This window comes from Bradyrhizobium sp. Leo78 (assembly GCF_059512425.1).
This window is the reverse complement of the sequence record NZ_JCAMOT010000041.1, coordinates 41,230-65,311: the sequence shown is the minus strand read 5'-3', so window position 1 is coordinate 65,311 and position 24,082 is coordinate 41,230. Positions and strand designations below refer to the sequence as shown.

Annotated in this window: 20 protein-coding genes and 1 pseudogene; 15 read left to right on the top strand and 6 right to left on the bottom strand. The window is 58.6% G+C overall.

Features of this window, described 5'->3' with window-relative positions; all coding sequences use genetic code 11:
• The first annotated feature begins 199 nt into the window (after window positions 1–199).
• Together AC5ZG1_RS35220 and AC5ZG1_RS35215 are read left to right on the top strand one after the other, a co-directional pair.
• Window positions 200–1,171, top strand: a complete 972-nt coding sequence (locus AC5ZG1_RS35220) for an ABC transporter substrate-binding protein (RefSeq protein WP_496135607.1) — start codon at window positions 200–202, stop codon at window positions 1,169–1,171.
• On the top strand, window positions 1,168–1,383 hold the full coding sequence (locus AC5ZG1_RS35215; protein WP_496135606.1) for a hypothetical protein: 216 nt from the start codon (window positions 1,168–1,170) through the stop codon (window positions 1,381–1,383). The genes AC5ZG1_RS35220 and AC5ZG1_RS35215 overlap by 4 nt, the downstream gene beginning before the upstream one ends.
• A gap of 33 nt (window positions 1,384–1,416) precedes the next feature.
• On the opposite strand, the gene AC5ZG1_RS35210 is transcribed toward AC5ZG1_RS35215, so the two are convergent.
• Complete coding sequence (locus AC5ZG1_RS35210) at window positions 1,417–2,397, bottom strand: LysR family transcriptional regulator (protein WP_496135605.1); 981 nt, start codon at window positions 2,395–2,397, stop codon at window positions 1,417–1,419.
• A gap of 232 nt (window positions 2,398–2,629) precedes the next feature.
• Here AC5ZG1_RS35210 and AC5ZG1_RS35205 point away from each other — a divergent pair, with 232 nt between their 5' ends.
• The 5 genes from AC5ZG1_RS35205 (at window position 2,630) to pcaG (ending at window position 6,502) form a co-directional block, all read left to right on the top strand.
• Window positions 2,630–3,859 (top strand): ABC transporter substrate-binding protein, encoded by a 1,230-nt coding sequence (locus tag AC5ZG1_RS35205; RefSeq protein ID WP_496135604.1) that lies wholly within the window; start codon window positions 2,630–2,632, stop codon window positions 3,857–3,859.
• Window positions 3,835–4,563 carry a nitroreductase gene (locus tag AC5ZG1_RS35200; protein ID WP_496135603.1) on the top strand — a complete coding sequence of 243 codons (729 nt, stop codon included), beginning with the start codon at window positions 3,835–3,837 and terminating at the stop codon, window positions 4,561–4,563. The genes AC5ZG1_RS35205 and AC5ZG1_RS35200 overlap by 25 nt, the downstream gene beginning before the upstream one ends.
• Before the next feature lie 30 nt (window positions 4,564–4,593).
• The gene (locus AC5ZG1_RS35195) at window positions 4,594–5,133 is read left to right on the top strand and encodes a 4-hydroxylaminobenzoate lyase (protein WP_028169130.1); all 540 of its coding nucleotides are present in this window, start codon (window positions 4,594–4,596) and stop codon (window positions 5,131–5,133) included.
• Between the two features lie 64 nt (window positions 5,134–5,197).
• Window positions 5,198–5,899 (top strand): protocatechuate 3,4-dioxygenase subunit beta, encoded by a 702-nt coding sequence (gene pcaH / locus AC5ZG1_RS35190; protein WP_496135602.1) that lies wholly within the window; start codon window positions 5,198–5,200, stop codon window positions 5,897–5,899.
• The gene (gene pcaG / locus AC5ZG1_RS35185; RefSeq protein ID WP_496135601.1) at window positions 5,900–6,502 is read left to right on the top strand and encodes a protocatechuate 3,4-dioxygenase subunit alpha; all 603 of its coding nucleotides are present in this window, start codon (window positions 5,900–5,902) and stop codon (window positions 6,500–6,502) included.
• A gap of 419 nt (window positions 6,503–6,921) precedes the next feature.
• On the opposite strand, the gene AC5ZG1_RS35180 is transcribed toward pcaG, so the two are convergent.
• The 4 genes from AC5ZG1_RS35180 to AC5ZG1_RS35165 all read right to left on the bottom strand — a co-directional run bounded on the left by AC5ZG1_RS35180 (window position 6,922) and on the right by AC5ZG1_RS35165 (window position 11,631).
• Window positions 6,922–8,184 (bottom strand): MFS transporter, encoded by a 1,263-nt coding sequence (locus AC5ZG1_RS35180; protein ID WP_496135600.1) that lies wholly within the window; start codon window positions 8,182–8,184, stop codon window positions 6,922–6,924.
• Between the two features lie 126 nt (window positions 8,185–8,310).
• The gene (locus tag AC5ZG1_RS35175) at window positions 8,311–9,255 is read right to left on the bottom strand and encodes a hydroxymethylglutaryl-CoA lyase (protein ID WP_496135599.1); all 945 of its coding nucleotides are present in this window, start codon (window positions 9,253–9,255) and stop codon (window positions 8,311–8,313) included.
• Window positions 9,252–10,445 (bottom strand): CaiB/BaiF CoA transferase family protein, encoded by a 1,194-nt coding sequence (locus AC5ZG1_RS35170; protein WP_496135598.1) that lies wholly within the window; start codon window positions 10,443–10,445, stop codon window positions 9,252–9,254. The genes AC5ZG1_RS35175 and AC5ZG1_RS35170 overlap by 4 nt, the downstream gene beginning before the upstream one ends.
• 226 nt (window positions 10,446–10,671) lie before the next feature.
• Window positions 10,672–11,631 (bottom strand): LysR family transcriptional regulator, encoded by a 960-nt coding sequence (locus tag AC5ZG1_RS35165; RefSeq protein ID WP_496135597.1) that lies wholly within the window; start codon window positions 11,629–11,631, stop codon window positions 10,672–10,674.
• Window positions 11,632–12,271: 640 nt separating this feature from the next.
• Here AC5ZG1_RS35165 and AC5ZG1_RS35160 point away from each other — a divergent pair.
• Complete coding sequence (locus AC5ZG1_RS35160) at window positions 12,272–13,855, top strand: porin (RefSeq protein ID WP_496135596.1); 1,584 nt, start codon at window positions 12,272–12,274, stop codon at window positions 13,853–13,855.
• 175 nt (window positions 13,856–14,030) lie between these two features.
• On the opposite strand, the pseudogene AC5ZG1_RS35155 reads toward AC5ZG1_RS35160, so the two are convergent.
• A pseudogene (locus tag AC5ZG1_RS35155) lies at window positions 14,031–14,112 on the bottom strand (IS66 family transposase); the annotation flags it as partial.
• An 867-nt stretch (window positions 14,113–14,979) separates the two neighbouring features.
• Here AC5ZG1_RS35155 and AC5ZG1_RS35150 point away from each other — a divergent pair.
• From AC5ZG1_RS35150 to AC5ZG1_RS35120, 7 genes are all read left to right on the top strand, one after another.
• Window positions 14,980–15,156 carry a hypothetical protein gene (locus AC5ZG1_RS35150; protein WP_165435107.1) on the top strand — a complete coding sequence of 59 codons (177 nt, stop codon included), beginning with the start codon at window positions 14,980–14,982 and terminating at the stop codon, window positions 15,154–15,156.
• 201 nt (window positions 15,157–15,357) lie between these two features.
• Window positions 15,358–15,621 carry a hypothetical protein gene (locus AC5ZG1_RS35145; protein ID WP_496135618.1) on the top strand — a complete coding sequence of 88 codons (264 nt, stop codon included), beginning with the start codon at window positions 15,358–15,360 and terminating at the stop codon, window positions 15,619–15,621.
• A 630-nt stretch (window positions 15,622–16,251) separates the two neighbouring features.
• Window positions 16,252–17,595 carry a pyridoxal-phosphate dependent enzyme gene (locus tag AC5ZG1_RS35140; RefSeq protein WP_496135595.1) on the top strand — a complete coding sequence of 448 codons (1,344 nt, stop codon included), beginning with the start codon at window positions 16,252–16,254 and terminating at the stop codon, window positions 17,593–17,595.
• Between the two features lie 4 nt (window positions 17,596–17,599).
• Window positions 17,600–18,298 carry a VTT domain-containing protein gene (locus AC5ZG1_RS35135; protein WP_028165916.1) on the top strand — a complete coding sequence of 233 codons (699 nt, stop codon included), beginning with the start codon at window positions 17,600–17,602 and terminating at the stop codon, window positions 18,296–18,298.
• A gap of 125 nt (window positions 18,299–18,423) precedes the next feature.
• Window positions 18,424–19,317, top strand: coding sequence for a transporter substrate-binding domain-containing protein (locus tag AC5ZG1_RS35130; RefSeq protein ID WP_496135594.1), 894 nt, complete (start codon window positions 18,424–18,426; stop codon window positions 19,315–19,317).
• Window positions 19,317–22,136 carry a putative bifunctional diguanylate cyclase/phosphodiesterase gene (locus tag AC5ZG1_RS35125; RefSeq protein ID WP_496135593.1) on the top strand — a complete coding sequence of 940 codons (2,820 nt, stop codon included), beginning with the start codon at window positions 19,317–19,319 and terminating at the stop codon, window positions 22,134–22,136. The genes AC5ZG1_RS35130 and AC5ZG1_RS35125 overlap by 1 nt, the downstream gene beginning before the upstream one ends.
• A gap of 1,213 nt (window positions 22,137–23,349) precedes the next feature.
• Window positions 23,350–23,583 carry a hypothetical protein gene (locus AC5ZG1_RS35120; protein ID WP_496135592.1) on the top strand — a complete coding sequence of 78 codons (234 nt, stop codon included), beginning with the start codon at window positions 23,350–23,352 and terminating at the stop codon, window positions 23,581–23,583.
• Window positions 23,584–24,082: the final 499 nt, after the last annotated feature.

Here is a 24,082-nt window from a genome sequence, read left to right as displayed (position 1 = left end):
CCAGCTGGCGCCGGCACCATGTCTTGGTGCAATCTAGCACTCTCGAATTCAGGTGTCGCTGCGCAATCTCCTGGTATTGGTCCAAGGTCCGCCTGCGGGCGGAATGCGGCGGCGATGCGACGTCTCGCTCGGTGTTGACAAAATATCTTCCTAGGAAGAATATTTCGAGTAAGAAATATTATCCATATTGGGAGGTCGCATGCGCGGAGTTGGCGCAATACTCTTTCTCTTGGTTTCACTGTCCACGTTATGCGCCGCCAAGGCGGCCGAGGGCGAGCTGATCCTCGGACAGACGATGCCCTATAGCGGTCCGGCATCGGCGCTGAGCGCGGTCGGCAAGGTCCAGACCCGTTATTTCCAGATGATCAACGAACGCGGCGGAATCAATGGCCGCAAGATCAAGCTGATCTCGCTCGACGATGGCTATAGCCCGCCAAAGGCCGTGGAACAGACGCGCAGGTTGGTCGAGAATGATGAGGCCGTTGCGATCTTCGGCAGCATGGGGACCGCGCAGAACGCGGCGGTCCAGAAATATCTGAATGGCCGGAAGGTACCTCAGCTCTTTGTCTTCGCCGCCAGCGACCGTTTTGCCGACCCGAAGACCAGCCCATACACCATCTCGGGAATGACCCTGTTCAGCACCGAGGCGGCGATTTACGCGCGGCTCGTTTCCGAAACCATTCCGCGGGCACACGTTGCGGTGCTCTACCAGAATGATGACTACGGACGGGAATATCTTCGCAGCTTCAAGGCCGAACTGGCGCGGCTCGACCCGCAGGCCGAGATCGTTGCTACCGCGCCCTACGAGGTGACGTCGCCGACCGTCGATTCACAGGTCGTGTCGCTGGCCAGCAGCAATGCCAATGTCTTCCTGAACGCGTCGACCGGAAAATTCACCTCGCAGGCGATCCGCAAGGCGAGTGAGCTTGGATGGCGCGCCCAGCAGTTCCTCCCGATCGGAAGCAATTTCGTGGCGACGATCCTCAAGCCGGCGGGGCTCGAAAACGCGAAGGGAGCGATTTCGGCCACGCCGACCAAGACCGTGGGCGAACCCGAATGGGCCAACGACCCTGCCTATCTGGAGTGGCTGGCCTTCATGAAGAAATACTACCCGAAGGAGACATTGAGGATCAGCTCAACTTCACCGGTTGGAACGTCGCTGTTCTCATGACCAAGGTGATCGAAGCGTGCGGCGATGACCTTACGCCGCAGAACATCATGAAACACGCCACGTCCCTGAAGAACGTAACGCTACCGGGCCTGATTCCGGGCATCACCGTCAACACGGGCCCGGACGACTACCGCCTGATCAAATCGCTCCGGCCACAACGCTTCGACGGCGAGCGCTGGGTGCCACTTTCCGGTACCATGGCAGCGAGATAAGCGGGCGCGATCGGTCGCCGGCGCGGCATGCCGTCAGCTCGCGCCGCGCCTGAGTTCCTCGGTCGCGCGCCGCAGGACGTCGTGAAGCCATTCGTGGGACGGCTCGTCCTCGACACGCTCGTGCCACAGTAGCCGGACCTCGACGGGTGTCGTGGTGTAAGGCAGCTCGCAGGTCGTGATTGCTTGGGTTTGCTCGAGCACTCTCGCCAACGGGCGCGGGACGATGGCAGCTAGATCGGAATCCGCCAGCAGGGCGGGCAGGGCGAGAAAATGTGGCAAGGAGACCGCGATTCGCGGCGGCCGGTCGCTTTCGGCGAGCGCCCGCTCGAGCGCGGCGCGGTCGTACATTTCCGAGCGTCTGCCGAGACCTCGCTCGGAGATGAAACCGCCGATCGCGCCCTCCTGCTCGCCGCCAAAGGAGACGACGACCAGCGGCAGGCGTGCCAGCTTCGCCTTGTCCAGCCGGCCGAGCTCGCGCTTTCCGCCAACGATCAGCACATCGTCATATTCGAACAGCAGGGCCGAGCGGAAGCGGCCCGGGGGGACCGAGAAGACACCGATGGCGACGTCGATGCGGCCAAGGTCGATCTGCTCGGCAAGGTCGATCCGCGTCACCGGCTTGATCATCAGATCGATCGTGGGGGCCTCGCGGCCGAGTATCTTCAGAAGCGGAGAGGCCAGCACCATCGTAGTGAAGTCGTTGGCGGCCAGCGTGAACTGCTTGGTGGAGTTCGCCGGGACGAAGGTCGGCAGTTCGACCGCGGCCTCGAGGGATCGCAGGGCTTCGCGTACCAGCGCCGCCATCGTCAGCGCGCGCGCCGTCGGTTGCATGCCTGTTGCCGTGCGCACGAACAAGTCGTCTTCCAGCATCTCGCGGAGCCGCGCGAGCGAGTGGCTCACGGCGGACTGGCTCAGTGCGACCTTCTGGCTGGCCCGCAGCACGCTACGTTCCTCCATGACGGCATCGAAGACCTTGAGCAGGTTCAAATCCAATGTCTTGAACGAAACAGACACGAAAGGAATCTCCTCCGGTCACTGGCGGATCGGCCCCGATAAGTTGCTGTTATCCTGTCCAATTATGGCCAGGTGCGCCGCGGACGCAACCGAATGGATGCCGAAGAACGTGCTGTGTCGCTATCGGCCGCTGCAATCTGAAGGTGGTTCAGGATTACCCTGCGAGAGTTTCACTTCCGTAACACGGCCGTTCGGTCATGATTGCCTCTGCCGGGTTGGAAGGAGAGGCACGATGAAACCCTGGGTGAGGTGGCCCCGAGGTGACTGGCGCAAATCATTCGGATTGGCGCTGACGCTCATAACGGTGACGACGTCGGCGACTGCGGAAGGCGGTGCCGTCAAGCTCGGCGTCCTGACCGATATGTCTTCGCTCTACGCGGACAATGGTGGCCAGGGCTCGGTCGTCGCGGCGCAGATGGCGGTGGACGACTTCAAAGGAAAGGTGCTCGGACGCACCGTCCAGATTATTGCGGGAGATCACCAGAACAAGGCTGACGTCGGCTCCGTGATAGCCAGGCGATGGCTGGAGAATGAAAGTGTCGAGGCTATCCTCGACGTGCCGAACTCTGCCGTTGCTCTCGCAGTGCAGGGCATCACGCGAGACAGGAAGAAGCTCTTCCTTGCCACCGGCGCCGCCACCTCTCGCCTTACCGGCGACGAATGCTCATTGACCGGAATCCATTGGACATATGACACCTACGCGCTGTCGCAGGGAACGACCAAGGCAATCTCACGTCTCGGCGCAAAAACTTGGTTTTTCCTTTCTGCCGACTACTCCCTCGGCTCGCAACTCGAGGCCGACAGCCGCAAGGTCATCGACGCCACCGGTGGCAAGGTCGTCGGCGCCGTGAAACATCCGATCAATACACCGGATTTCTCCTCGTTCCTGCTGCAGGCGCAATCCTCGAAGGCGGACGTGATCGCGCTCGCCGATGCCGGCGGCGATTTCATCAACGCGGTGAAACAGGCTGCCGAATTCGGAGTTACGCGCGTGCAGAAGCTTGCCGGCCTGATCGTCTTTATTGCCGACATTCACAGCCTCGGACTGCAGAGCGCCCAAGGTCTGATGCTGAGTTCGGCGTTCTATTGGGACCTGAACGACGGGACCCGCGCATGGTCGAAGCGCTTCATCGAGAAGACCCAAAAGGTTCCCACCATGATCCATGCCGGCACCTATGGTGCGGTCATGCACTACCTCAAGGCGGCTGAAGCTGCGGGTACGCTGGATGGTCCGACCGTCGCCGCCAAGATGCGTGAAATGCCCGTGAACGATTTCATGACGAAGAACGGCCGGATCCGGGAGGACGGTCGGCTGGTGCGCGATATGTATCTGTTCCGTGTCAAGTCTCCGGAGGAGTCCAAGTACAGGTTCGATTACTACGAGCTGCTCGCGACAATTCCTGGGGAAGAAGCCTTCAAAGCGATGGAGGAAGGAGGATGTCCGCTCTCGAAGAAGCCGTGATCGGCGAGCACACCGCGAACAGCGTCGCGCAGAACCGGATCGACGAGATCATCGCCGGCCGCTTCGCGTGCCGTGAATTCTCCGATGATCCGATCCCGCGACGGACCATCGAGCAGATCCTCCGCATCGCGCGGTTCGCGCCGAGCGGAGCGAATATCCAGCCGTGGTACGTCTACGTGCTCGCCGGCGCGGCCAAGGACCGCGTATCGGCGGCGCTGCTGGAGGCGCACGAGACGTGCCGCGACGATCACTTGTCCGAGTACAGGTACTACGCCAGCGATTTGCCCGTGCCATACCTGAATCGCCGGCAGGAGTTCGGACGGCTGTTCTACGGCTCGCTCGGAATCGCTCAAGGCGACGTCGAAGCCCGCAGCAGGCAAACCGCGAAGAACTATGCATTCTTCGGCGCCCCGGTGGGATTGATCGTCACCATCGACCGCCGGCTGGAAGTCGGAAGCTGGCTCGATCTCGGGATGTTCATTCAGAACGTGCTGCTGGCCGCGGCCGGGCGTGGGCTTCAGTCCTGCCCGCAGGAGACGTTCTCTAGATATCACCGGATCCTGCGCCCGCTGCTGTCGATCCCCGCCGAGCAGATCGTGGTGTGCGGCATCTCGATCGGGAACGCCAAGGTTGCGATGACGGAGAGATTGATGCCGCGGGCGGACGTCCATGAGTTCGCCTCGTTCGCGGGATTCGAAACATAGAGCCCAATCGAGAAGAGTAAGGAGACGACTATGGGAAGCCGAGAAGAACTGATTCAGCGCAGCATTCCGTTCCTCCGGGAAGTCAAGGATATGACGCCTGGCGCCGAGATGGAGCGTTGGCTCAACGAGAAATATGGAGAGGAGAGCGCGCTCTATCAGGACTTGGCTCGCTTGATCAAGATCGGGGTCGAAGAAGGCTGGGCAGCGAACCAGGAGGTGGACGGTCCGAACTACCGGCGGAGCCGCATCCTCGAACCAATGCCCGAAACGTTTCAGTTCAGCATCACGGCCGTCTACATGAACAGCGCCGATCCGCGCCGTTTCAAGGACGAGGACGAGCATGACGTGTTGCGCGGACAGTATCACGGCCATCCCTATGGCGAGCTCAATCTTGTGGTGCCCTTGAATAAGGGGGCCGAGCTGAAGGGATTACAGGGCTGGCAGGGGCCCGGCTGGACGGCGCCAGATCCCGGAAGCCGCCACTATCCCGAGGTCAGGGGCGGGGCGGTCATCGCGTTGTTTTATCTCCCCGCTGGTCGCATTTCCTACGACTTCAAAGCGCCAGCCTGATTGCTGACCGGGCCATGCGAGGTGATGCCGCTTAAATGGCGTCACCACTATCAGAGGAAACATAATGACGTTGATCTATCCGGCCGGTTCGAAGCGCATCCATCCCGCGCTGTCCTCTCCCGCCTACAGGAGTTCGATCAAGCGCGCACCCTCGAAGCCGCTGATCCCGATGCGACATACCCTCTCGGAATTAACCGGACCGGTGTACGGCCACGAGAGCGTGCGTGCCGGGGACAATGATCTCACCACTCAGCACAAGGGCGAGCCGCTTGGCGAGCGCATCATCGTGCATGGCCATGTGCTCGACGAAGATGGCCGCGGAGTGCCGAACACGCTGATCGAGATCTGGCAGGCCAATGCCTGCGGCCGCTATATCCATGTCCGCGACCAGCATCCGGCGCCACTTGATCCCAATTTTACCGGCGCTGGCCGGACGCAGTCGGACGCGTCCGGCTACTACAAATTCGTCACCATCAAACCCGGCGCTTACCCTTGGGGCAATCACTACAACGCCTGGCGGCCGGCCCACATCCACCTCTCCGTGTTCGGCCGTTCCTTCATCTCGCGGCTCGTCACGCAGATGTATTTCCCTGGCGATCCCTTGTTTGCGTTCGACCCGATCTTCAATTCGGTGCCGAACGAGGAAGCGCGTGCGCGAATGGTCTCGTCCTTTGATCTGGAGAACACACAGCCGGAATGGGCGCTATGCTACCGCTTCAATATCGTGCTGCGCGGCAGGAGCGCCACACCCATGGAGAACGGTTAATTGCAAGACAAAGACAAAGGTATCACGCCCTCGCAGACGGTCGGCCCGTTCTTCGAATATGGTCTGACGCCGAACGGCCAATACGACTGGAACAACGCCTTTACCGGCAATCTAGTGACGCCCGATGCCTCAGGCGAACGGGTTCGCATCGAAGGTCGCGTGTTCGATGGCGATGGCCAGCCGGTGCCGGACTGCATGTTGGAAGTCTGGCAGGCCGACAGCCAGGGTCGCTTCGCCGATCCGCAGGACAAGCGCGCGCTGCCGAACACGAAATTCCGCGGTTTCGGCCGCGTCGGCACTGATGCCAATGGTGCTTACGCTTTCGACACCATCAAGCCGGGCTCGGTGCCTGATCCAGACGGCAAGCCACAGGCACCGCATCTTCTCCTTGCGGTGTTTGCCCGCGGCATTCTGCGGCACCTCTATACGCGCATCTATTTCGGCGGCGAGGTCGCAAATGGCAGCGATCCCGTGCTGGCCCTGGTGCCCTCCGATCGCCGCGCGACCTTGATCGCCCAGCGTGAAGGTGACAGCGGCAACGTCGTCTACAAGCTGGACGTGTACCTGCAGGGCGCTGACGAAACGGTGTTCTTCGATGTATGACTGCCCTTTGGGTTGTTGCGGCGACCGACTATGGCGGTCGGCCACTTGCTCTCATAGCGTGGCTATCGCCGTAAAAAGATTATGCCGAGAATTCGCCAAACGACGCGTCGCACATCGAGCTTCGTTGTAACGCCTCGATGCGCGGGCTCTGTGATTAATCCGTAATCGCGGCCAAGTCGATCTCAAACGTTCTGATAACTTGTAGCAGCTATCGAAGGGAAGCTTCAAGTAGTCGCCCATCGCGGCAACGGTCGCCATCCGGTCGGTGGCGCTCCCCGGGTAGCACTTTCTGAGCGCGGTGCGGCATCGGCCTGGCTTCGTGGCGCGCGCAAGTATCGTGATAATAGCGGCCGCCGCCCATACTTTCGATGTCCCGCGATACCTGACGGTGCTGCTAGTGGGCCTCATTCAATCGCTTCTCACCGCCGAAGTGACTGAGACGGCGCTGGGTGGAAGTCCTTGGACTTGAGCTCACGAGGAAGTGCCGTCAACAAAAGCACTGCGCAGAACACGCAAAGACTGCCGATGACAAAGAGCGCCGGCGTCGTGCTGCCCGTCAGATCCTTGACTGAGCCAACCATGATCGGACTCACAATGCCGCCCACCTGGCCCAGCGTGTTGATAAGCGCGATGCCGCTCGCGGCGCCGGCGCCCGTCAGTATCTTCGGAGGCAATGTCCAAAATGTCGGGATTGACGCCACCACGCCGCCGCCAAGAACGGCAAGCGCACCAACCAGCAAGAGAACGTTGTTGTTGAAAACGCCAGTGGCGAAAAAGCCGAATGCTGCAGCCAAGATAAGTCCGGCAACAAACCTCGGACGTTCGCCGGATGCATCAGAGAGCCGCCCGACGATCAGCATGCAGATCGCGCCGCAAACATAGGGAATGGCGGTCAAGAAGCCGATCGCGCTCGCGCTTCCCCCGCCGGCCGCCTTTATGAGATCCGGCGTCCAGAAATTGAGTCCATACGACGCGATCTGGATCAGGAAGTAGATGAACCCAAGCAGCAGAACGCCGGGCATCAGCAACGATCGCCAGGCTGAGCGCTCGCCAATTTGATTCTTCTGCCGCTCCAATTGCACCGAGATGAGACGGCGCTCATCAGTGCTGAGCCATTTCGCATGATCAATGCTGTCGTCAAATCGAAGCAGGACGACCACTCCGAGGGCAACGCATGGCAGACCGCCGGCGAGGAACAGCCATTTCCAGCCGTCCAAACCGTGCAGCCCGTTCATATAGTTGAGAATGAGGCCCGATATCGGCGCTCCAATGATGCCCGAAAATGCGGTCGCGAGAAAAAACACCGAAGTCATGCGCCCGCGATGGGATTTTGGGAACCAAAGGGTCAGATAATAAAGAATACCGGGAGCAAATCCGGCTTCCATGGCGCCAATCACGAAGCGCAGCGTGTAGAACTGCCATTCGCTCTGGACAAACACCATGGCCGCCGTCCCGAGCCCCCATGAGATCATGATGCGGGCGATCCAGCGCCGGGCGCCGAAGCGATACAACAGCATGTTACTCGGCACCTCAAATAGGACGTAGCCGACGACAAACAGGCTCGCGCCGAAGCCATAGGCTGTGTTGCTGAGACCGAGATCCGCCTGGAGCGATGCTTTGGCAAAGCTGATGTTCACGCGATCGAAGAATGCAAAGAAATAGCAGACGATGATCAACGGCATCAGGCGCCAGGCGATCTTGCTGATGACTTGCTGCTCGCTGATCGTCGCATCGAGACCGACAGCAGGCGCTGTAGTAATCGTCATGATTTCCTCCGATATGTTTTTTGAAATGTGATTGCAGGTTGTTCAGGCGGGGGATTGCCGCGATCGTTCTGGAACGGGGTGCAGGTCCAGCGGACGCCCGGTCTTTGCGACTTGGCCCGGCACGTCGTGTCCGACCAATGCGGGCAATCGCCTCGAAAGGTCGATCAAGTGATCGAGGTCGAGGCCGGTCCTCAGGCCGATCTCATGGCAGAGATTGACCAGGTCTTCGGTGCAAACGTTGCCGGTCGCGCCCGGCGCAAATGGGCAACCACCCAATCCGCCCAGCGCTGCATCGAAGCGGCGCGCGCCGCTGTTATGGGCCGCGAGCACATTGACCAGCCCGAGGCCTCGCGTGTTGTGGAAATGAAGCGTTAGCCTGTCCGAGGGTAGAAGCGTCAAGGCCTCTGCCACCAATCGCGAGACCTGATTGGGGTTGGCCATGCCCGTGGTATCTGCGAGCGTTACGCTATCGGCACCGAGGTCGAGGTACCGTTTGACGATGTCCAGGACCTTTCCGGACGGCTGTGCTCCCTCGAATGGGCAGCCGAACGCCGTCGCGATCGTGGCATTGACCAATGCGTCAGCCGCGGGGGCCAGTTCGATGATTTCACCAAGGGATGCGAGCGAGCCATCATGCGTCATGTTCATGTTCGCGCGATTGTGTGTCTCACTCGCCGACATCACGAAGTTTAGCTCATCGGCCCGTGCCGCCAAGGCGAGCTCGGCGCCCTTCCGATTTGGAATCAGCGCTGTGTAGACCGTTCCAGGTCGCCGTCTGATGCTGGCAAATACATCTCTTGCATCCCGCAGCGCAGGAACGGCCTTTGGCGAAACAAATGATGAAACTTCGATGCGTCGGAAGCCAATAGCAGACAGGCAATCGATCAGCAGTATCTTTTCGGTCGTTTCGATCCATTGCGGCTCGATCTGCAACCCGTCGCGTGGTGCGACTTCCTGGATCAAAATGTCCGGCACATCGGCGGTCATTGCACCGCTCCACTGCGGCGCAGTTGCAGAATGTCCTCCTCGTTGAGGCCGAGCGATGTCAAGACCTCGTCGGTGTGTTGCCCGAGTGTCGGACCAGGCCACCTTACGCCACCCGGCGTTTCCGATAGCTTTGGCGCGATACCAGGCATCTTCACGGTGATGCCGCCGGGGAGTTCGGTCGGCAGGATCATGTCTCTGGCAGCGTAGTGGGGGTCTTCCACGATATCGGCGACCGAATAGATTCGACCCGCAGGAACGTCAGCCGCATCAAGACAGGAGAGGATCTCCTCCATGGTTCGTTGCGAGGTCCACTCGCTGACGGCGGCGTCGAGCACCGCATTCCTCCGGACGCGTCCGTCGTTGTTGGCGAGCGTCGGATCTTCACCGAGATCATGGCGGCCGATCACACGCATCAGACGCTTGAATATCGCGTCGCTGTTGCCGGCGATGACAACGTAGAGCCCATCGGAGCTTGGATAGGTATTGGAGGGACTTATGCCCGGCAGTGCTGCGCCGGTCCGGGTCCTGACATAGCCCAAGAGATCATACTCGGGAACCAGACTTTCCATGAGATTGAACACGCTCTCGTAAAGCGAGACGTCGACGATCTGCCCCTTGCCCTGGCCTGTCTTGACCCGAAGCAGCGACATCAGCGCTCCAATCACGCCGTGCAGCGAAGCCAGGCTATCGCCGATGCTGATACCGACGCGTGCCGGCGGGCTTTCAGGATCGCCAGTGGTGAATCGCAATCCACCCATGGCTTCACCGATCGCGCCGAATCCCGATCGATCGCGATAAGGACCTGTCTGCCCGTAGCCGGAGATACGGACCAGGGTCAGGTTCGGATTGAGCGCGGAGAGCACGTCCCAGCCGAGGCCGAGCTTCTCAAGGTTGCCCGGCTTGAAATTCTCGATCACAACGTCGGCTTGGATAGCCAGGCGACGAACAACCGCACGCCCTTCCGCCGACTTCAGATCAACTGCGATCGACTTCTTGTTGCGGGATTGCAGATACCACCACAGCGATGTCCCTTGATGGAGCTTTCGCCACTTGCGCAGCGGATCTCCAACGCCGGGCTGCTCGATCTTGATGACATCTGCGCCGAATTCGGCAAACAGCCGCGCCGCAAATGGCGCAGCGATGAGTGTTCCTAGTTCGACAACGCGAATACCGGATAACGGCCCGACCATCTCTGGCGCTCCTCGACACGCTGTTTTGTCGAGGTGTTGCCGAGCAACGCGGGTTGAGTCCAATATCCGTTGATGAACGAGCGTTCGCAGATGACGAACGCACGCGAAGAGAGCGATACTAGAGCATGGCCAGGTTTTCCCTCATGACAAACGCGAAGCAATAGCGTGAAACGATCATGCTCAAACAAAGTGCTAAGAAGCGGGACGACGATTCGAAGAAAAGTCATCATATTTTATAGTGCGTGCTGCGGGAATGTCTGAGGTGATCTAGCATCAAGCGACTCGTCGCCGACAGCCCTACGGGATCTCTGGCAACCAGCACCAGCTCACGATCCGCCCATTCATCGCTCAGCTCGACAGCGGACAAGTTCATGCCGTGGCTCAAGACGGCAAATGCCCGGTTCGGGATCAAGCCGATGCCCATTCCGGCCTGCACCATCCGGCAGACGGCGTCGAAACCAGGGACGTGGACCCTTAGTTTGATCGACTTGCCGAGCTCTTGCGCCGTGTATTGCGAGCGAAGATAGATCGAGCTTGTAGCGAACAGGCCCACATGATCGTAGTCCAGTGTATCGGCAAATGAGACTTTCGTCGTGCCCGACAGCGGGTGATCGGACCTTACCACGATAACGAGGCGATCCCTTCCATACGAATAACGCACCAGCCCGCGCGTGGCGACGTCTGCGGAGCAGATGCCGATATCCGCGACACCTTCCTCGAGGCCGCGAACGACCTCGGCGCTGGAGCGCTCCTGAAGATCGAGCCGCACCAACTCGTGAGAGCGAAAGAATCCGGGCAGATCGTCCGGCAGAAATTCGACGATTGACGACAGGTTTGCCAACATTCGCACATGTCCACGCACACCCCGCGCGTGCTCCGCCATGTCCACCGCGATCTTCGCGATGTTGAGCAGCGTGACGCGCGCATGATGCAACAGAGATTCGCCTGCCGGCGTCAGTGTCATTCCATTCGAGTGTCTTTCAAACAGAGCGACCTGAAGCGTCTCCTCGAGATCGTGCATGCGCTTACTGACTGCGGAAGGCGCTATTGCCTCTCTCTGCGACGCACGCGTCAAATTACCTTCGTCGCAAATTGCGATGAATAACTGCAAGGTTGTGAGGTCAATACGCCGAATGAGATCAATCTTGTAGGGCGGCTTTGACCGAATCGACCGCGTCTTTTCCATGACCAACGTCCCAGACAGAAGTTATCGCAACAAACATCCACTGATTTCTCAAATGTCGCAGAAGAATCGGAAAAAATCAGAATCTCATACTAACTGGCGCCGATTCGAGCCGAGAATCTTCCAACTCCAGGCTATGAGCCAATTCTTCGGGTTAGATGAGCCCTCGAACGACGGCGAATCGAAAGTGCCGGACTGGCCATTCCGATCAGTGCTCAGCAATGTGAAAAGGGATGCCCGGTATGTACATGCCCGCGGCAATGGTCGTCGTAGCGGTGGGAGGAGCCCGCGAGCGCCGCAACGGCCGTGACATTGACCTCGCTCGCGGCGGTGGGCGTGAGCTGGAGCGACAGGTTTGAATCCTCATGGAGAGCACGGGAAATGCACGGATACTTACGCGCGCAGAATATGCCTTCTACGCCGCAAGATGCGCAAGCGACCGATCACCACTTTCTGCTGACAGATCTGATCTGCAAAGACCGAATAGAGTTGTTCGATGATCTTCGAACTGTCGCGTGGCGAAAACGTCACAGATCACGGTCGGCGGCATCGACTTCACCGGGTTGTTATTCTTCACGGAAGTTTTTGCATTAGTTACCGCGTCAGCATGCGTGTGCGTGTTGGGGATTAGGAGACTTTAAACATGATACGGGCGCGAACACTTATTCTCGGCACAACCGCCGGCCTGATGGCCGTCGGGGGCGCGCAAGCAGCCGATCTTCCAGTCAAGGCGAAGGCCGTCGAGTATGTGAAGGTCTGCTCGCTGTACGGCGCCGGCTTCTGGTACATCCCGGGCACCGACACCTGCATGAAGATCGGCGGCTATCTGCGGGTCGACGCCACCTTCAACGGCGGCGTGCAGGGCTCGCCCGCCTGGAATGGCGATATCGGCCAGGGTAACCGCTATCGTGACTACTTCGCAGCGCGCTCACGTATGGCTTTGTCAATCGATACCCGCACGCAGACCGAATATGGCACGGTCCGCACCTTCGGGATGGGCCGGTTTCAGTTCTCTACGCTCGGCAACAACACCTTCAACCCGAACTCCATCAACGGCTCGCTTCCGGTAGGCGGCGCGCAGCTGCTCGACACTCCCGGCGGCGGTTACACTACCATCCAGTACCTTTTCATTCAGTTCGCAGGCTTCACCTTTGGTCAGTCGGCATCTGCCTACGCGTCGCCTTGGCAAGGCTTCCCCGGCAACATCTCGGATTTCCTGCTCGGTGGCCAGGACACAGACACTGGCGTTAACAACATCCAGTACACCGCGCAGTTCGGCAATGGCGTGTCGGCCAGCATCGGCCTGGATGATCCGACGGTCTGGGATCGCACCGCGGTCTACAATCTGGCGCTGCCGCTGAACGCCACGTTTAACTCGGGCAACGCCTATGCCGGCGTCCATGCGCCCGACGTGGTCGGCAATATCCGCATCGACCAAGCTTGGGGCCTGTTCCAGATTTCGGCCGCGGCGCATGAAGTCAGCGGCTCCTACAATACCCTCAACGCGTTCGGTGCGCCGGCGGGCGCCGTCGTTCTGCCGGGCGCGGCGCCGACCGCGGCATCCGAGCTTTCCGGACATCCCGACACCTCGTGGGGCGGCGCCGTACAGGCGGCGTTGCAGATCAAGAACATCCCGAGCGGCGCTGGTGACGACCTCAAGCTGGACGCGAGCTATGCCAAGGGCGCGACGAAGTACGTCGTCTCGTCGTCTTCAACCTCGCCAAGCTTTGCCATGTTCGGCAGCACCAGCGCGCCCGGCGCCTATCAGAGCATCGGGTTCGGTGCGACGACCGATGCCGTCTATCTGCCGGTTGCGGCCGGCGGCGACGGCTCGCTGCATCTGACGGAGACCTTTGGCGTTCGCGGGGCGTTCAATCATAACTGGGACCCGTATTGGTCGTCGAGCCTGTTCGGCTCGTATGTGGCGGTCCGCTATGACGGTGCCGCGAAGGCCTTCATGTGCGCGAACTACACCACGCCGGCCAAGGCGGTCAGCGCGGACTACGTCTGCAACCCCGACTTCGACATCTCGCAGCTCGGCGTGAACACCCGCTGGACCCCGGTCAAGAACCTGACCTTCACGGCCGAATTCCAGTGGTTCCACCTCGACCAGAACTTCAAGGGATCGGCCGTGCTTGGCGCGTCCGCGCCGAAGCCGTTGGCGCGCTACGAGTTCAAGGACCAGGATACGTTCCTGCTCGAGCTCCGCGCGCAGCGAAACTTCTGATCGCCTTCTTTGCGAGGAAACGACGAGGAAGCAATCCGGCGTGTTGCTAAGTTGCTTCGTGAATCGATATCGCTGAGCTTGGCGCTGATAATAAGGGGAGTAGATCGCAGCCCACGCTCACCGCGCTCATGAGTCCGGCGACAGTCGAAGTTTCTCCTTCCTACGACGACGGCCCATAGTTTGCGTTCGGCGGCGTTGTTCGACATGCGGACGCGCCCGTCGTCGAGAAAGCAGGTAAATGCATCCCTGCGGTTGAGGCAGTTAATTGGCCTTACCTCTTCCTGTGGCGGTAAGCCTATCCGAGGCGAGCCGCCCTATCGGGGCTGAGCGTGTCTCGGTAGAGGCACGCGGGATGATGCGGTTATGCGCGCATTCTACCCGCACGAGGAGATTGAGCGGTGAAAGCGCGAAGCGCCAAGAGCTTTTGCAGCCGATGCCAATTGGACACGGCCTGCAGGGGGCCATTCGCCTCCGGCTGCTGCCGTCGTGTGGAGCTGACCGGAGCCGAACATCACGGTCTTATAGCTCCGGGTCGCCCAAAGGCGCGTAGTGAGGACAGTAACGGTCAGCCGCCCTCCGCAGTTTCGTCCGAATTCCTTCCGCAGAACCTCTCTGTCCCACTTGGTGCCGTCGCTCTTGACAAGCTTTCTTGCACACGCAAAGGCATGGGTTTCGGCGGCATCATCACCAACGCGGATCGTCAGGTCCAACTGGAAAAGGGCATACGGCTATGGCATGGGTCGTTTCCAACGCGTAGTGCACGGCTGATCCTGAATCGTCTGCGTAGCTGCTTGTAGGCATGCGAGCCTCCTGCTCGGACGAAGCGAGGCCCGGTGTGGCTAGGAGACCGGGCCTCATAATCTCAACAGCCTTGGAGATAGGCAGGGTTGTTCGGCTACAGCGCCTTTCTAGCGCGATGGGCAAATATGTTCTTGATGTAGCGCAAGGGAATTCTACGAGATTGCTACGAGCGATGCGTCTCGGGCCCTCCGCACAAAAGCACCGCCGCCAGTCACCCATCCCGACCAATAGGTGGCGGTTGGGGGCAAAGCGGGCAGCCCGGACTAGTACGGAAAAAATTTGACCTTGCCTGCCGTACCCTCGGCCGCCAGGAGGGCGAGCAGATGACAATGCTGACCGGTTCAAGTCCGGTCCCATTGCAGGCCAGTCATTTCTCTTCGGGTAATTCCGACTTCATCCGCTTCATCGCTCGGGCCACAACAGAACAGCGCCGCAGCTTTCGCTGGTTTAGTGTTCTTGGACAAGCAAAGTCGCGAATTAACGTTGGGCGGCTCGGTTAACGTCGAGAGAGCTTGCGCGACTCCGTAGTTTCACGGGAGGGAATCCGCTGTGGGAAGCACCGCATGTTCATGGCGAACTGCTCAAGCTTGGGTTCGAGGTCACGCAATCAAGCGTTGCCAAGTACATGGTCAAGCGCAAGGACCACCCAGCCAGGGTTGGCAGACCTTTGCATAATCACGCCCCAGACAAACGATGCGGCGATGAGCGCCAAACTCATCCGGACAGTATTTCGGCCTCTGGAGGACAACCGGACAAAACCTTTGCAGCCACCAATTCCGAGTCTGGCCTGGCCCTGGCTATGTGAAAACGCTGTGCGGCTGTTATGCTTCTCCCGTGATTTGGGTGGGGAATTGATGGGGCCCTTCGAAGAGGCGGATCGTGGGCAATGGACGTTATTGCCCGCATGCCTCGATGATTTCATTGACGAGAGCAACGCTGCTCGCGTGATCGACGTGTTTGCCTGAGCACATTTTGCTTCGTCACTGGTCGACTTCTGCCATAACATTTATTTTCGGAGTTGAGATTTCTACCTGCTGCTTCTGTGGCTGGAGGGAAAGCATCTCCAGATTGACTCACCGCACTGCTTCTAAGCCCGACGCGGACATTCTGCTTTCCGGCGTACCAAATGCCGGAGCTGTCCGACAGCATCATGTTTATTTTCAGTGGCCAGTCGGGACGCTTCGGCCTGGTCTGCATCTGCTTGACCGGTTTCGCCTTTCGCCCGCCATGCCGTTGCTCGATTCGTATAGGCTGGAGCGTAGCAGCCGCGCCTTGTTTGGAGCGAAATGTGCGGCTCGTCTCGGCCAGATGGTCGGCCCGCGCTAAACCTCAACCTTGGCTATCCGACGCCGCTCCGATCGCAATTCTCTCGAAGCTTATTGGCAAAGGCAAGGTCAGGCCCGATCGGAATCCTGGCGTGCTTTTAGACGAGTCTTGGTTAAGCAAAACTTAAATTATTCCTCGCCGAAGCCAGCACCCGACTGGAATATCGTTAAAAAAAGGTTAATCTACAACTCCTGGGTGCCATGTGACAGTTCGCGATGTACCTCTCTCGCCGAAACTTTGTGCAAGGAATCATTTTGGGCGGAGCGGCGTTGGGCGCGGTCGGCGCGGCTCAAAGCGGGCGTCCGTTGTTGCCGCTTCCCCATATGGCCGATGTTTCAGGTTTGGCGCCGTCGCCTGCGGTATTGAACTCGCAATTTTTGGCTTTGGCCAAGCTGTTTCCCTCCTTGGTAGATCCCGACGCCGAAGAGGGGCCTCTCATCATCAACACGCGCGTCCGCAAAGACTCTTTCGCCGGATACAAGCGCCTAGGCGATCCCGGCAATTCCATTTTCCTGAAGGATGCCGAGGCCCGCGCTATCATTCCCTGGACCCCCATATTTGCGCGAGAAAACCACCTCTTACAGTTGCCACCGTCGGTGACGCGACAAATCGATTGCGCTGAACTCTTGGTGGTGAATGAGAGCAGTGCGCACTATCCCGTTTTTGGTAACAAGGCCCGCAAGTACGAATTTCTGTTGCCAAACTTGAAGTGGTCCGGCTCTCAGCACCTTGGGACCATCGGTGCGGTTTCCAGCAATCACGCGTTGCAATTTGCTCTCGCCAACCGCATGGCTGATTTGACCGGCGACGGAGAGCCGCTGAACTGCGCCCTTGATCTGGTGCTTTTTGAGGTACCGGGAGCCGCCACGGACATGGCGAGGCTGGCCATTTTGCAGAGTCTTGTTCAGCGCGTTGCCATAACCAAGAACGACGTCGAATTGGTAGGCGAGGCGGCTTACGAATTTGCAAGGCACTGGCTGCATCCGGACACGGATTCGGTTGTTCCGCCAGGCGGTTCGAACGAATTAAGCGTGTTGGGACATATGAATGCGGTCGCCGAGCTGGCGCAGTGGCTCGACGCCGCTCAGGCATGGGAAACGCCGCCCGATGTGATCTTTGTTCCCATGGGCAGCGGTTCGACTGTGCTCGGCCTGCTCTTCGGCGTCCACCTGATGGGATGGCAAACCAAGGTGGTAGGGGTGGCCGATCAGGACAAACCTTATTTGACGCGATGGTTGGTCAATCGGCAGCCCTCTCTGCCCTTTGTGGAGGGAAACGTCACCCAGCTCGCCCGGAGCACGGCGGCTTGGCTGCAAAAGATCGGCTTTCCAGGCATTTCGCCCAACACTCTTCGTCGTGTGCGGGAGGAAATTTTTGTCCCGGATTCTAACAGCTGGGGTCCTGGCTACGGTTTGGTCGAAAGCGTCGATACCGCGTGGGCGGAGGAATTGAAGGAGGCAGGGCTCAATCTTGATCCGGTATTTACGTTGAAGGCTTGGCGGTCGCTGCTCGCCTTGTCTCGAACTGGGACACTGAATAACAAGAAGGTCTTGTTTTGGAACACCTACAACAGCTTTGAATATACGCCGCCTCTCTTATCCGGTTTAGGCTAGTGTGATGCGTAGTCACAAAGCGGTAATCTTCTATTTGTCGGCTGTTCTCCTTCTGTCGTTGGCGTATTTTGCGTCGCCCATGTCGAGCGAAGGAGCCTCGCAGCTGTTCCCGGGCTTGTGGACAATGGCGGAAGCGAATCCGCTCGTAACAGCTTTGACGTTTCTGCTTGCATCAGCCGCGCTTGCCTTTCTGGCGTTTCCTTCCATGCCCATGGTTTACCTGGCGGCAGGCTTTTACATGGATGGATTCGCCGGAGGTGCAACGGTGTTGCTCGGCAGTACCTTTGGCGGTTTGAGCGCGTTTTTGTTTTACCGGAAGCAGATTCAGCAACGTCTCAGCGCTCGCTTAGATCACTACTCCGCTGTCAAGATTTGGCTGACTTTGCTCGGACTACGCCTCTCGCCACTCGTGCCAGCGCCATTGGCGAACTTCTTTGCTGCAGTCTTTCGTGTCTCACCCCTCCAATACCTGACAACGAGTGTGTTAGGCAGTGCGCCGCTCGTGCTGCTTTATGCGCAGATAGGACAGCAAGGGCACCAATACTTGTCTCGCGTAACTCCTCATTGGCACGAATTTTCAGGATACGTCGTCATATTAACCTTAAGTACGTTGTTGAGCGCGATCGGTCCTTGGAGGTCGGTGCTGAACGAACTCAAGAACCTGAGGGATTCGCTTCCACTACAGCCAGCGACGAGCCCGTAATCCATCGCCGCCAAGCCAGCTTTTGGTGGCCAAATTGGATTGCACTTAACTGTTTTTCGCTATCTTTTCTTAATGCCGGACTTTTAAGGTGCATTTTTATCGCTGTAAAAGCAAAGTGCACCTTCATGTTCTCGAAGCGTTTCGTGCTTGGGTCGCTCAGCGGCGCAATGGCTTGTTTGTTTGTGGCCTCTAGCTGGGCAGCTGATCTCGCGGAGATCAAGAAGCGCGGCGAAATTCGCCATATCGGTATCCGCTACGCTAATTTCGTTACCGGCGCTGGTGACGGTTTCGACGTGGAATTGATGCAGGGCTTCGCTAAACGGATCGGCGTATCTTACAAGCTTGTCTACTCAGATTTTTATTCGGTGATCCGCGATCTGCTCGGCAAAGATGCCGTGCGCAAAAATGGCGAGGTGGCGCTGACAGGCGACTATCCCATCAAGGGGGACGTGATTTCGAGCGGTTTCACCATACTGCCGTGGCGAGAGGCCGTTCTCCTATATTCCGATCCGACCCTTCCCTCCCAGGTTTTGTTAGTGGCGCCAGCCGAGTCTGATCTAAAGCCAATCGAGGGTAGCGCCGATCTCGAGGCAGATATCGCCGAGACGCGGAAAGCCATCGGCTCCAGGAGCGTGCTCGTCATGGAGCGCACCTGCTTAGACCCAGCCAATTACGACCTGGTCAATGTCGGTATCGACCTGAAGGCCTACAATAAGAGTTCGAACCTCAACGAGATGGTGCCGGCTATGCTCAACAGGGAAGCTGAGCTGACGCTGCTTGACGTGCCAGACGCCATTCTCGATTTGCGAAAATGGGCTGGCAGGATCAAGATTCTAGGGCCGATCTCCGGCCCGCAGCTGTTGGCAACTGCCTTTCCAAAAGATGCGCCGGCTTTGCGCGACGAATTCAATGCCTATTTGAGAGACCTCAAAGTTTCCGGCGCCTATGACCGGCTCGTGAACAAATACTATCCTGGCATCCGCCGCTTCTTTCCGGAATTCTATGCAAAGACGAATTGATGCAGCCTTGGCTGGCCAATTTTAATCGATACCTGGCTCCGCGGTGGCCATTGATAGCAGCCGCAGCCTTTCTGCTGCCCATGCTATTTCTGATTGTCAATCTCTACACATCGCAAGTGGAATTGCGTCAAAACGCCGATGCGCGTTTTCTATCAATCGGTGAAGCGCGCACCAGCGAGATTGGCGAGTTTTTGATCGAGCGCCGGCAGGCCGTCGCGCGGCTCGCCGCCAGTGAGGACATCTCCAACTATTTCAGCAACCTCGATCTCGGAATGTCCGTCAAGTATGGACTCTTTGCTAATTTGGCTGCAATCGAAGGTCGTTTGCAGGTCACCTTGGATGAAGATAAATATCGGGGCCAGCCCTGCTACTTGCGCCTGACTTTCTTCGACAACGACGGCGTGCCGCAAGCTGATGTCGGCGCATCCGGCGTGGCAACGCTCTCGCCAATTGGGCACCTAGTCGAGCCGAACATTCAGATCGACGAGAAGCGCCGCCTGCTCGTAGCCAGCGCGCCGGTGTTGCAGAAGGGCGGGGTACGGGGAACGGTGCAGAGTATAAGCGATCTCAATCTGCTTGCATCATTGGTACCCAGCAACGACCTCGGACAGCCCCATGAATTCCTGTTGGCCGATGACGGCGAGGTGTTGTTCCCGATCGAGCGGGGACACTCGCCTGTTGCTGCCAGCGGCCCCGCGCTTGCCGCTCTGCCGGCTGGCCGCATTCAGGCCCTATCAGTTGTCCCGGCTCCCGAGCTGAAGGGATATCTTGCGCTACGCTCGCCGGTTCCGGGCACACGGCTTTCCGTCCTGCGTCTGGCGAGCGAGGAAGAACTTTACGGCACTACGCTTTCGCCGACCTCTGTGTTTTGTCTGGGTCTCCTCGCTATCGCGCTGTTCGTGTTGGCCATCGGCTTCGAACGAATGCGTCAGAATTCAGTGCGGCTGCAAATCAAGTTCGTCGAATCCGATCGTCACAGAGCCGAGTTGGCCGAACATAACCTTGCACTTTCGCAAGAGATTAAGCGTCGCGAAGCGATTGAGATCGACCTGCAACAGCAGAGCGATGCGCTTGACAAGTCAAATGCTGAATTGCGCATCGCCGCTGCCGCCTTCAATGCTCAAGAGGGAATGATCGTCACCGATACCAAAGGCGCGATCTTGAGTGCCAACCGCGCTTTCGTCGCCTTGACTGGTTATGCGATGGAAGAGTTGGTTGGACAAACGGCGCGCCTATTCCGGTCGCATCGTCGCGCGCCTGGGTTTTACCAGAGCTTGTGGAACTCCCTTCAGAGTACCGGTGGCTGGCAGGGCGATATGAGCATCAGGACGAAGAGCGGAGAACATTGCGCGCGCTGGCTGACGATATCCGCCGTGAAAAACGAGGCCGGGGAAGTTACCAATTACATCGGCTCTTACTATGACATTTCCAAACTCAAGCACGCTGAGGAAAAGATCCGGGAATTAGCTTTTTTCGATCAACTTACAGGCTTGCCGAACCGTGTCTTATTGATCGACCGGGTGCGTCAGGCGCTCAATGCCAATACGCGTCATAAATCCTACGGCGCTGTGCTCTTCATTGACCTCGATAATTTTAAGACTCTGAACGACTCGCTCGGCCATGACATGGGCGATCTCCTGCTGAAAGAGGCGGCTCAGCGCATCGCTCGATGTGTAAGGGCAGAAGATACAGTTGCCCGCTTCGGCGGCGATGAATTTGTGGTTCTTCTTGCCAATCTCGGTACCCAAAAGGCAAAAACCGCTGCTTTGCAAGCAGAGGCAATCGGAGAAAAGATTGTTGCCGCCTTCACTGATGCCTTTCGCCTTCACGCATATGAATATCCATGCACGCCCAGCATCGGTGTGACTCTATTTTCTCCCAAGGATAACAATGTCGACGAACTGCTAAAAAGGGCAGATTTAGCGATGTATGACGCAAAAACCGCTGGCCGGAATGGTCTCCGGTTCTTTGACCCCGTTATGCAGACCATGATTTCGGCGCGAGCTGCCCTTGAGACAGATCTGCGAGAAGATCTCAAAAGGGAAGCGTTTCTGCTGCATTATCAGCCGCAGGTCGATCATGGAGGAAGGCTATTGGGCGCGGAGGCGCTGGCACGCTGGCCACATACGCAGAAAGGCATGGTTTCTCCAAGCGAATTCATTCCGGCGGCGGAGAGCGCAGGTCTTATCCTGCCGCTCGGCGCTTTGATGCTCAAAATCGCTTGCCGGCAGCTAGCTAGTTGGTCGTCAGATCCCGCAACCGAGCATTTAAGTGTTGCGATAAATGTCAGCGCACTGCAGCTGCGCCAGAAGAACTTCGTCGAACAAGTTCGTACGATCATCGAGCAAACCGGCGCCAATCCTCGTCGCCTAAAAATTGAACTTACCGAAAGCACACTAGTCAGCAATGTCGACGACGTAATAGCCAAGATGGATAAGTTGAAAGCAATCGGTATCAGCTTTAGCCTCGATGATTTCGGAACTGGCTATTCCTCCCTCTCATACCTAAAGCGTCTTCCTATCGATCAGCTCAAGATTGATCGCAGCTTTGTCAAGGATGTCGTAGTCGATCCTAATAGTGCCGCGATAGCCAAGATGATCATCGCACTTAGCAGAAGTCTTGGTCTTTCCGTCATCGCCGAGGGCGTGGAAACGGAAGAGCAATATACCTTCTTAGCGCGGTATGGGCGGCTCAATTACCAAGGCTATTTGTTTGGCCGCCCTCTTCCGCCGGAGGATTTCGAAACGCTCGCGCGAGCTTTCTCGCCGCGTCAAGCTCCGAATCAGAAACCCGCTTCTGCCAATCGAACGTACGCATAGCCTATCACCTGCGCAAGCGTTCGATCTTCGTGATAGCTTACCTGATGTCTTCGCATCAGCTACCGCAATCGGCACCGAGGAACTAGCAACCCTCAATATCCCTAGCAGCGCCGATGCGAACCTGGGTGGTTCCGACAACTTGGCCCTGCTAGATCCCGGAATGTACGATCGGCCATTTGCCTTCGGGACTACCCCAGGCCGATACCGTCGACAGACGCGGCGATGAATTTCAGATTTTCCGATGCAGACGCGGGGCAAGTTAGCGTCAACGGCAACGATCACGATAACTATCCTCGCGGAGGATCAGGGTCCATCAACGCTCTAATCGATCATAGCGGTTTCAGAGCGGCAACCGCAACCGACGCGTCCACGCTTGGCGAGCATGGCACGATACAGGCGAGCGCGGGGAACGATTCCAATCGTGGGCAATCGCAACGTGATTTGCACGCTGCTGAAGACGGCTCCGCAGCCGCCAAGCAGTATGCTAGGCACGATCGACCGGGACACGACTCCGATCACGGGCAATGGCAGCGCGATTTACACGCTTCTGGAGACGGCTCCGCAGCTGCCGAGCAGCTTGCCAAGCATGACGCGACACCGGAGAATGAGGCCAATCGCGGCGTGACTTCCACGCGGTGTCTGTAAACGCTGCTAGCAACCTACACTCAGGGTCCAGCCCGAACGACGGAGGCAAGGACGAACCTACCGATGACGATGGTCAGGCAGAAACGGCGGCTGCGCCGGCGTTTGGAGATTCGTTTCATTTCAAGAAGGAGATGGGAGCTTCCAAAGCTACAGACGTCGTTGACCTACATGTAGGCCACGCACCGGATTCGACGGAACATGGCCTGCACACTGCCGGACATGACGGACGGCGCCGATCCAGGATGCAGACCTGGTTGGCCTTTCACTCGCCGAGCAAAACGCCGTTGATCACGCAAAAAGCGCTGGGCCACTCGCCTGCGCGAAATCACCGTGAAGGCACCGTTGCAGTCTCTCTTTATCGCTTTACTGCTTGGGGTTTGGGTCGGGCCAGGTCGGCGCACTCGAGAACCGACCACGGGCCGAGAACGAGCGGTGGGAAAAGGAAAGAGAACGGCTGCAAGCCGCCCTGCGGCGCGCGCGCGATTAGCCGGCAACAGCCATCCGCTTCTCCGGAACTGAGTGTGACTGGATAACGTTGACCTCGATCTTCATGACCGGAGGAACACACATGAGGCGGATTATGGTGGCGGTTTGCGCCGTGGCGATTTCGATTGCTTTCGCTCCCGCGGCGGACGCTAAGGGCTGCATCAAGGGTGCGATCGTCGGCGGCGTGGCCGGTCATATGGCGGGGCACGGCAAGCTGGGCGCCGTGGCAGGGTGTGTCGTCGGCCATCACGAGGCAAGCAAGAAAAACCCGAACAATGCGAACGCTCAGCAGCAGGCGGGTTCCGGGCATAAGTGAGAACGGCGACGTTGGCGAAGCGCTGAGGTTCTCGGCGGAGAGCGTCAGGCCACAGCCTGGCACTCCGGGAGCTGTTCCCGATCGAGCCCAGCACACCGGGAATTTCTGCGACGGCTTTATCTGCGGAAATGTTGGCCGGCGGATCCTGGCAGGCGATGTCAAAGGCGCGCTCGCGGGGATGCGGGTCGGTGCGCTCCTGCATCCACCCGTGTCCTTCGCATTCGCGGATGGCGTCGGCCTCCTGAAGCACGGAGATCGCCCACCCTCGCGGCGTCCGGATCGTCGCGCGTTCCGGCGAGCTATCACGGGGCTGGGATCCGGAAAGCTACGGACAGTCGCTTTTCCAGCGCCTAAAACTGCCCGGTTTGTTTCTCAGGACAAAGCCAAGCCGGCCGAGTACGGCGCCGCCATCAAGTTCGCGCTCCATCGCGGATGGCTCTGGATGGACGAGAGCGGCACCTACGTGAAGATCACGCCGGTTGGTGCCAATCTGCTGGCG

What these genes read in the sequence shown, in the direction of transcription:
- AC5ZG1_RS35165 (WP_496135597.1), bottom strand. Translation starts at nt 11,631, where the DNA reads ATGGAAAAGACGCGGTCGATTCGGTCAAAGCCGCCCTACAAGATTGAT.
- AC5ZG1_RS35135 (WP_028165916.1), top strand. Translation starts at nt 17,600, where the DNA reads ATGCGTAGTCACAAAGCGGTAATCTTCTATTTGTCGGCTGTTCTCCTT.
- AC5ZG1_RS35150 (WP_165435107.1), top strand. Translation starts at nt 14,980, where the DNA reads ATGACAATGCTGACCGGTTCAAGTCCGGTCCCATTGCAGGCCAGTCAT.
- AC5ZG1_RS35170 (WP_496135598.1), bottom strand. Translation starts at nt 10,445, where the DNA reads ATGGTCGGGCCGTTATCCGGTATTCGCGTTGTCGAACTAGGAACACTC.
- AC5ZG1_RS35130 (WP_496135594.1), top strand. Translation starts at nt 18,424, where the DNA reads ATGTTCTCGAAGCGTTTCGTGCTTGGGTCGCTCAGCGGCGCAATGGCT.
- AC5ZG1_RS35195 (WP_028169130.1), top strand. Translation starts at nt 4,594, where the DNA reads ATGGGAAGCCGAGAAGAACTGATTCAGCGCAGCATTCCGTTCCTCCGG.
- AC5ZG1_RS35200 (WP_496135603.1), top strand. Translation starts at nt 3,835, where the DNA reads ATGTCCGCTCTCGAAGAAGCCGTGATCGGCGAGCACACCGCGAACAGC.
- AC5ZG1_RS35145 (WP_496135618.1), top strand. Translation starts at nt 15,358, where the DNA reads ATGAGCGCCAAACTCATCCGGACAGTATTTCGGCCTCTGGAGGACAAC.
- AC5ZG1_RS35220 (WP_496135607.1), top strand. Translation starts at nt 200, where the DNA reads ATGCGCGGAGTTGGCGCAATACTCTTTCTCTTGGTTTCACTGTCCACG.
- AC5ZG1_RS35125 (WP_496135593.1), top strand. Translation starts at nt 19,317, where the DNA reads ATGCAGCCTTGGCTGGCCAATTTTAATCGATACCTGGCTCCGCGGTGG.
- AC5ZG1_RS35215 (WP_496135606.1), top strand. Translation starts at nt 1,168, where the DNA reads ATGACCAAGGTGATCGAAGCGTGCGGCGATGACCTTACGCCGCAGAAC.
- AC5ZG1_RS35205 (WP_496135604.1), top strand. Translation starts at nt 2,630, where the DNA reads ATGAAACCCTGGGTGAGGTGGCCCCGAGGTGACTGGCGCAAATCATTC.
- AC5ZG1_RS35160 (WP_496135596.1), top strand. Translation starts at nt 12,272, where the DNA reads ATGATACGGGCGCGAACACTTATTCTCGGCACAACCGCCGGCCTGATG.
- pcaH (WP_496135602.1), top strand. Translation starts at nt 5,198, where the DNA reads ATGACGTTGATCTATCCGGCCGGTTCGAAGCGCATCCATCCCGCGCTG.
- AC5ZG1_RS35175 (WP_496135599.1), bottom strand. Translation starts at nt 9,255, where the DNA reads ATGACCGCCGATGTGCCGGACATTTTGATCCAGGAAGTCGCACCACGC.
- AC5ZG1_RS35180 (WP_496135600.1), bottom strand. Translation starts at nt 8,184, where the DNA reads ATGCCGTTGATCATCGTCTGCTATTTCTTTGCATTCTTCGATCGCGTG.
- AC5ZG1_RS35120 (WP_496135592.1), top strand. Translation starts at nt 23,350, where the DNA reads ATGAGGCGGATTATGGTGGCGGTTTGCGCCGTGGCGATTTCGATTGCT.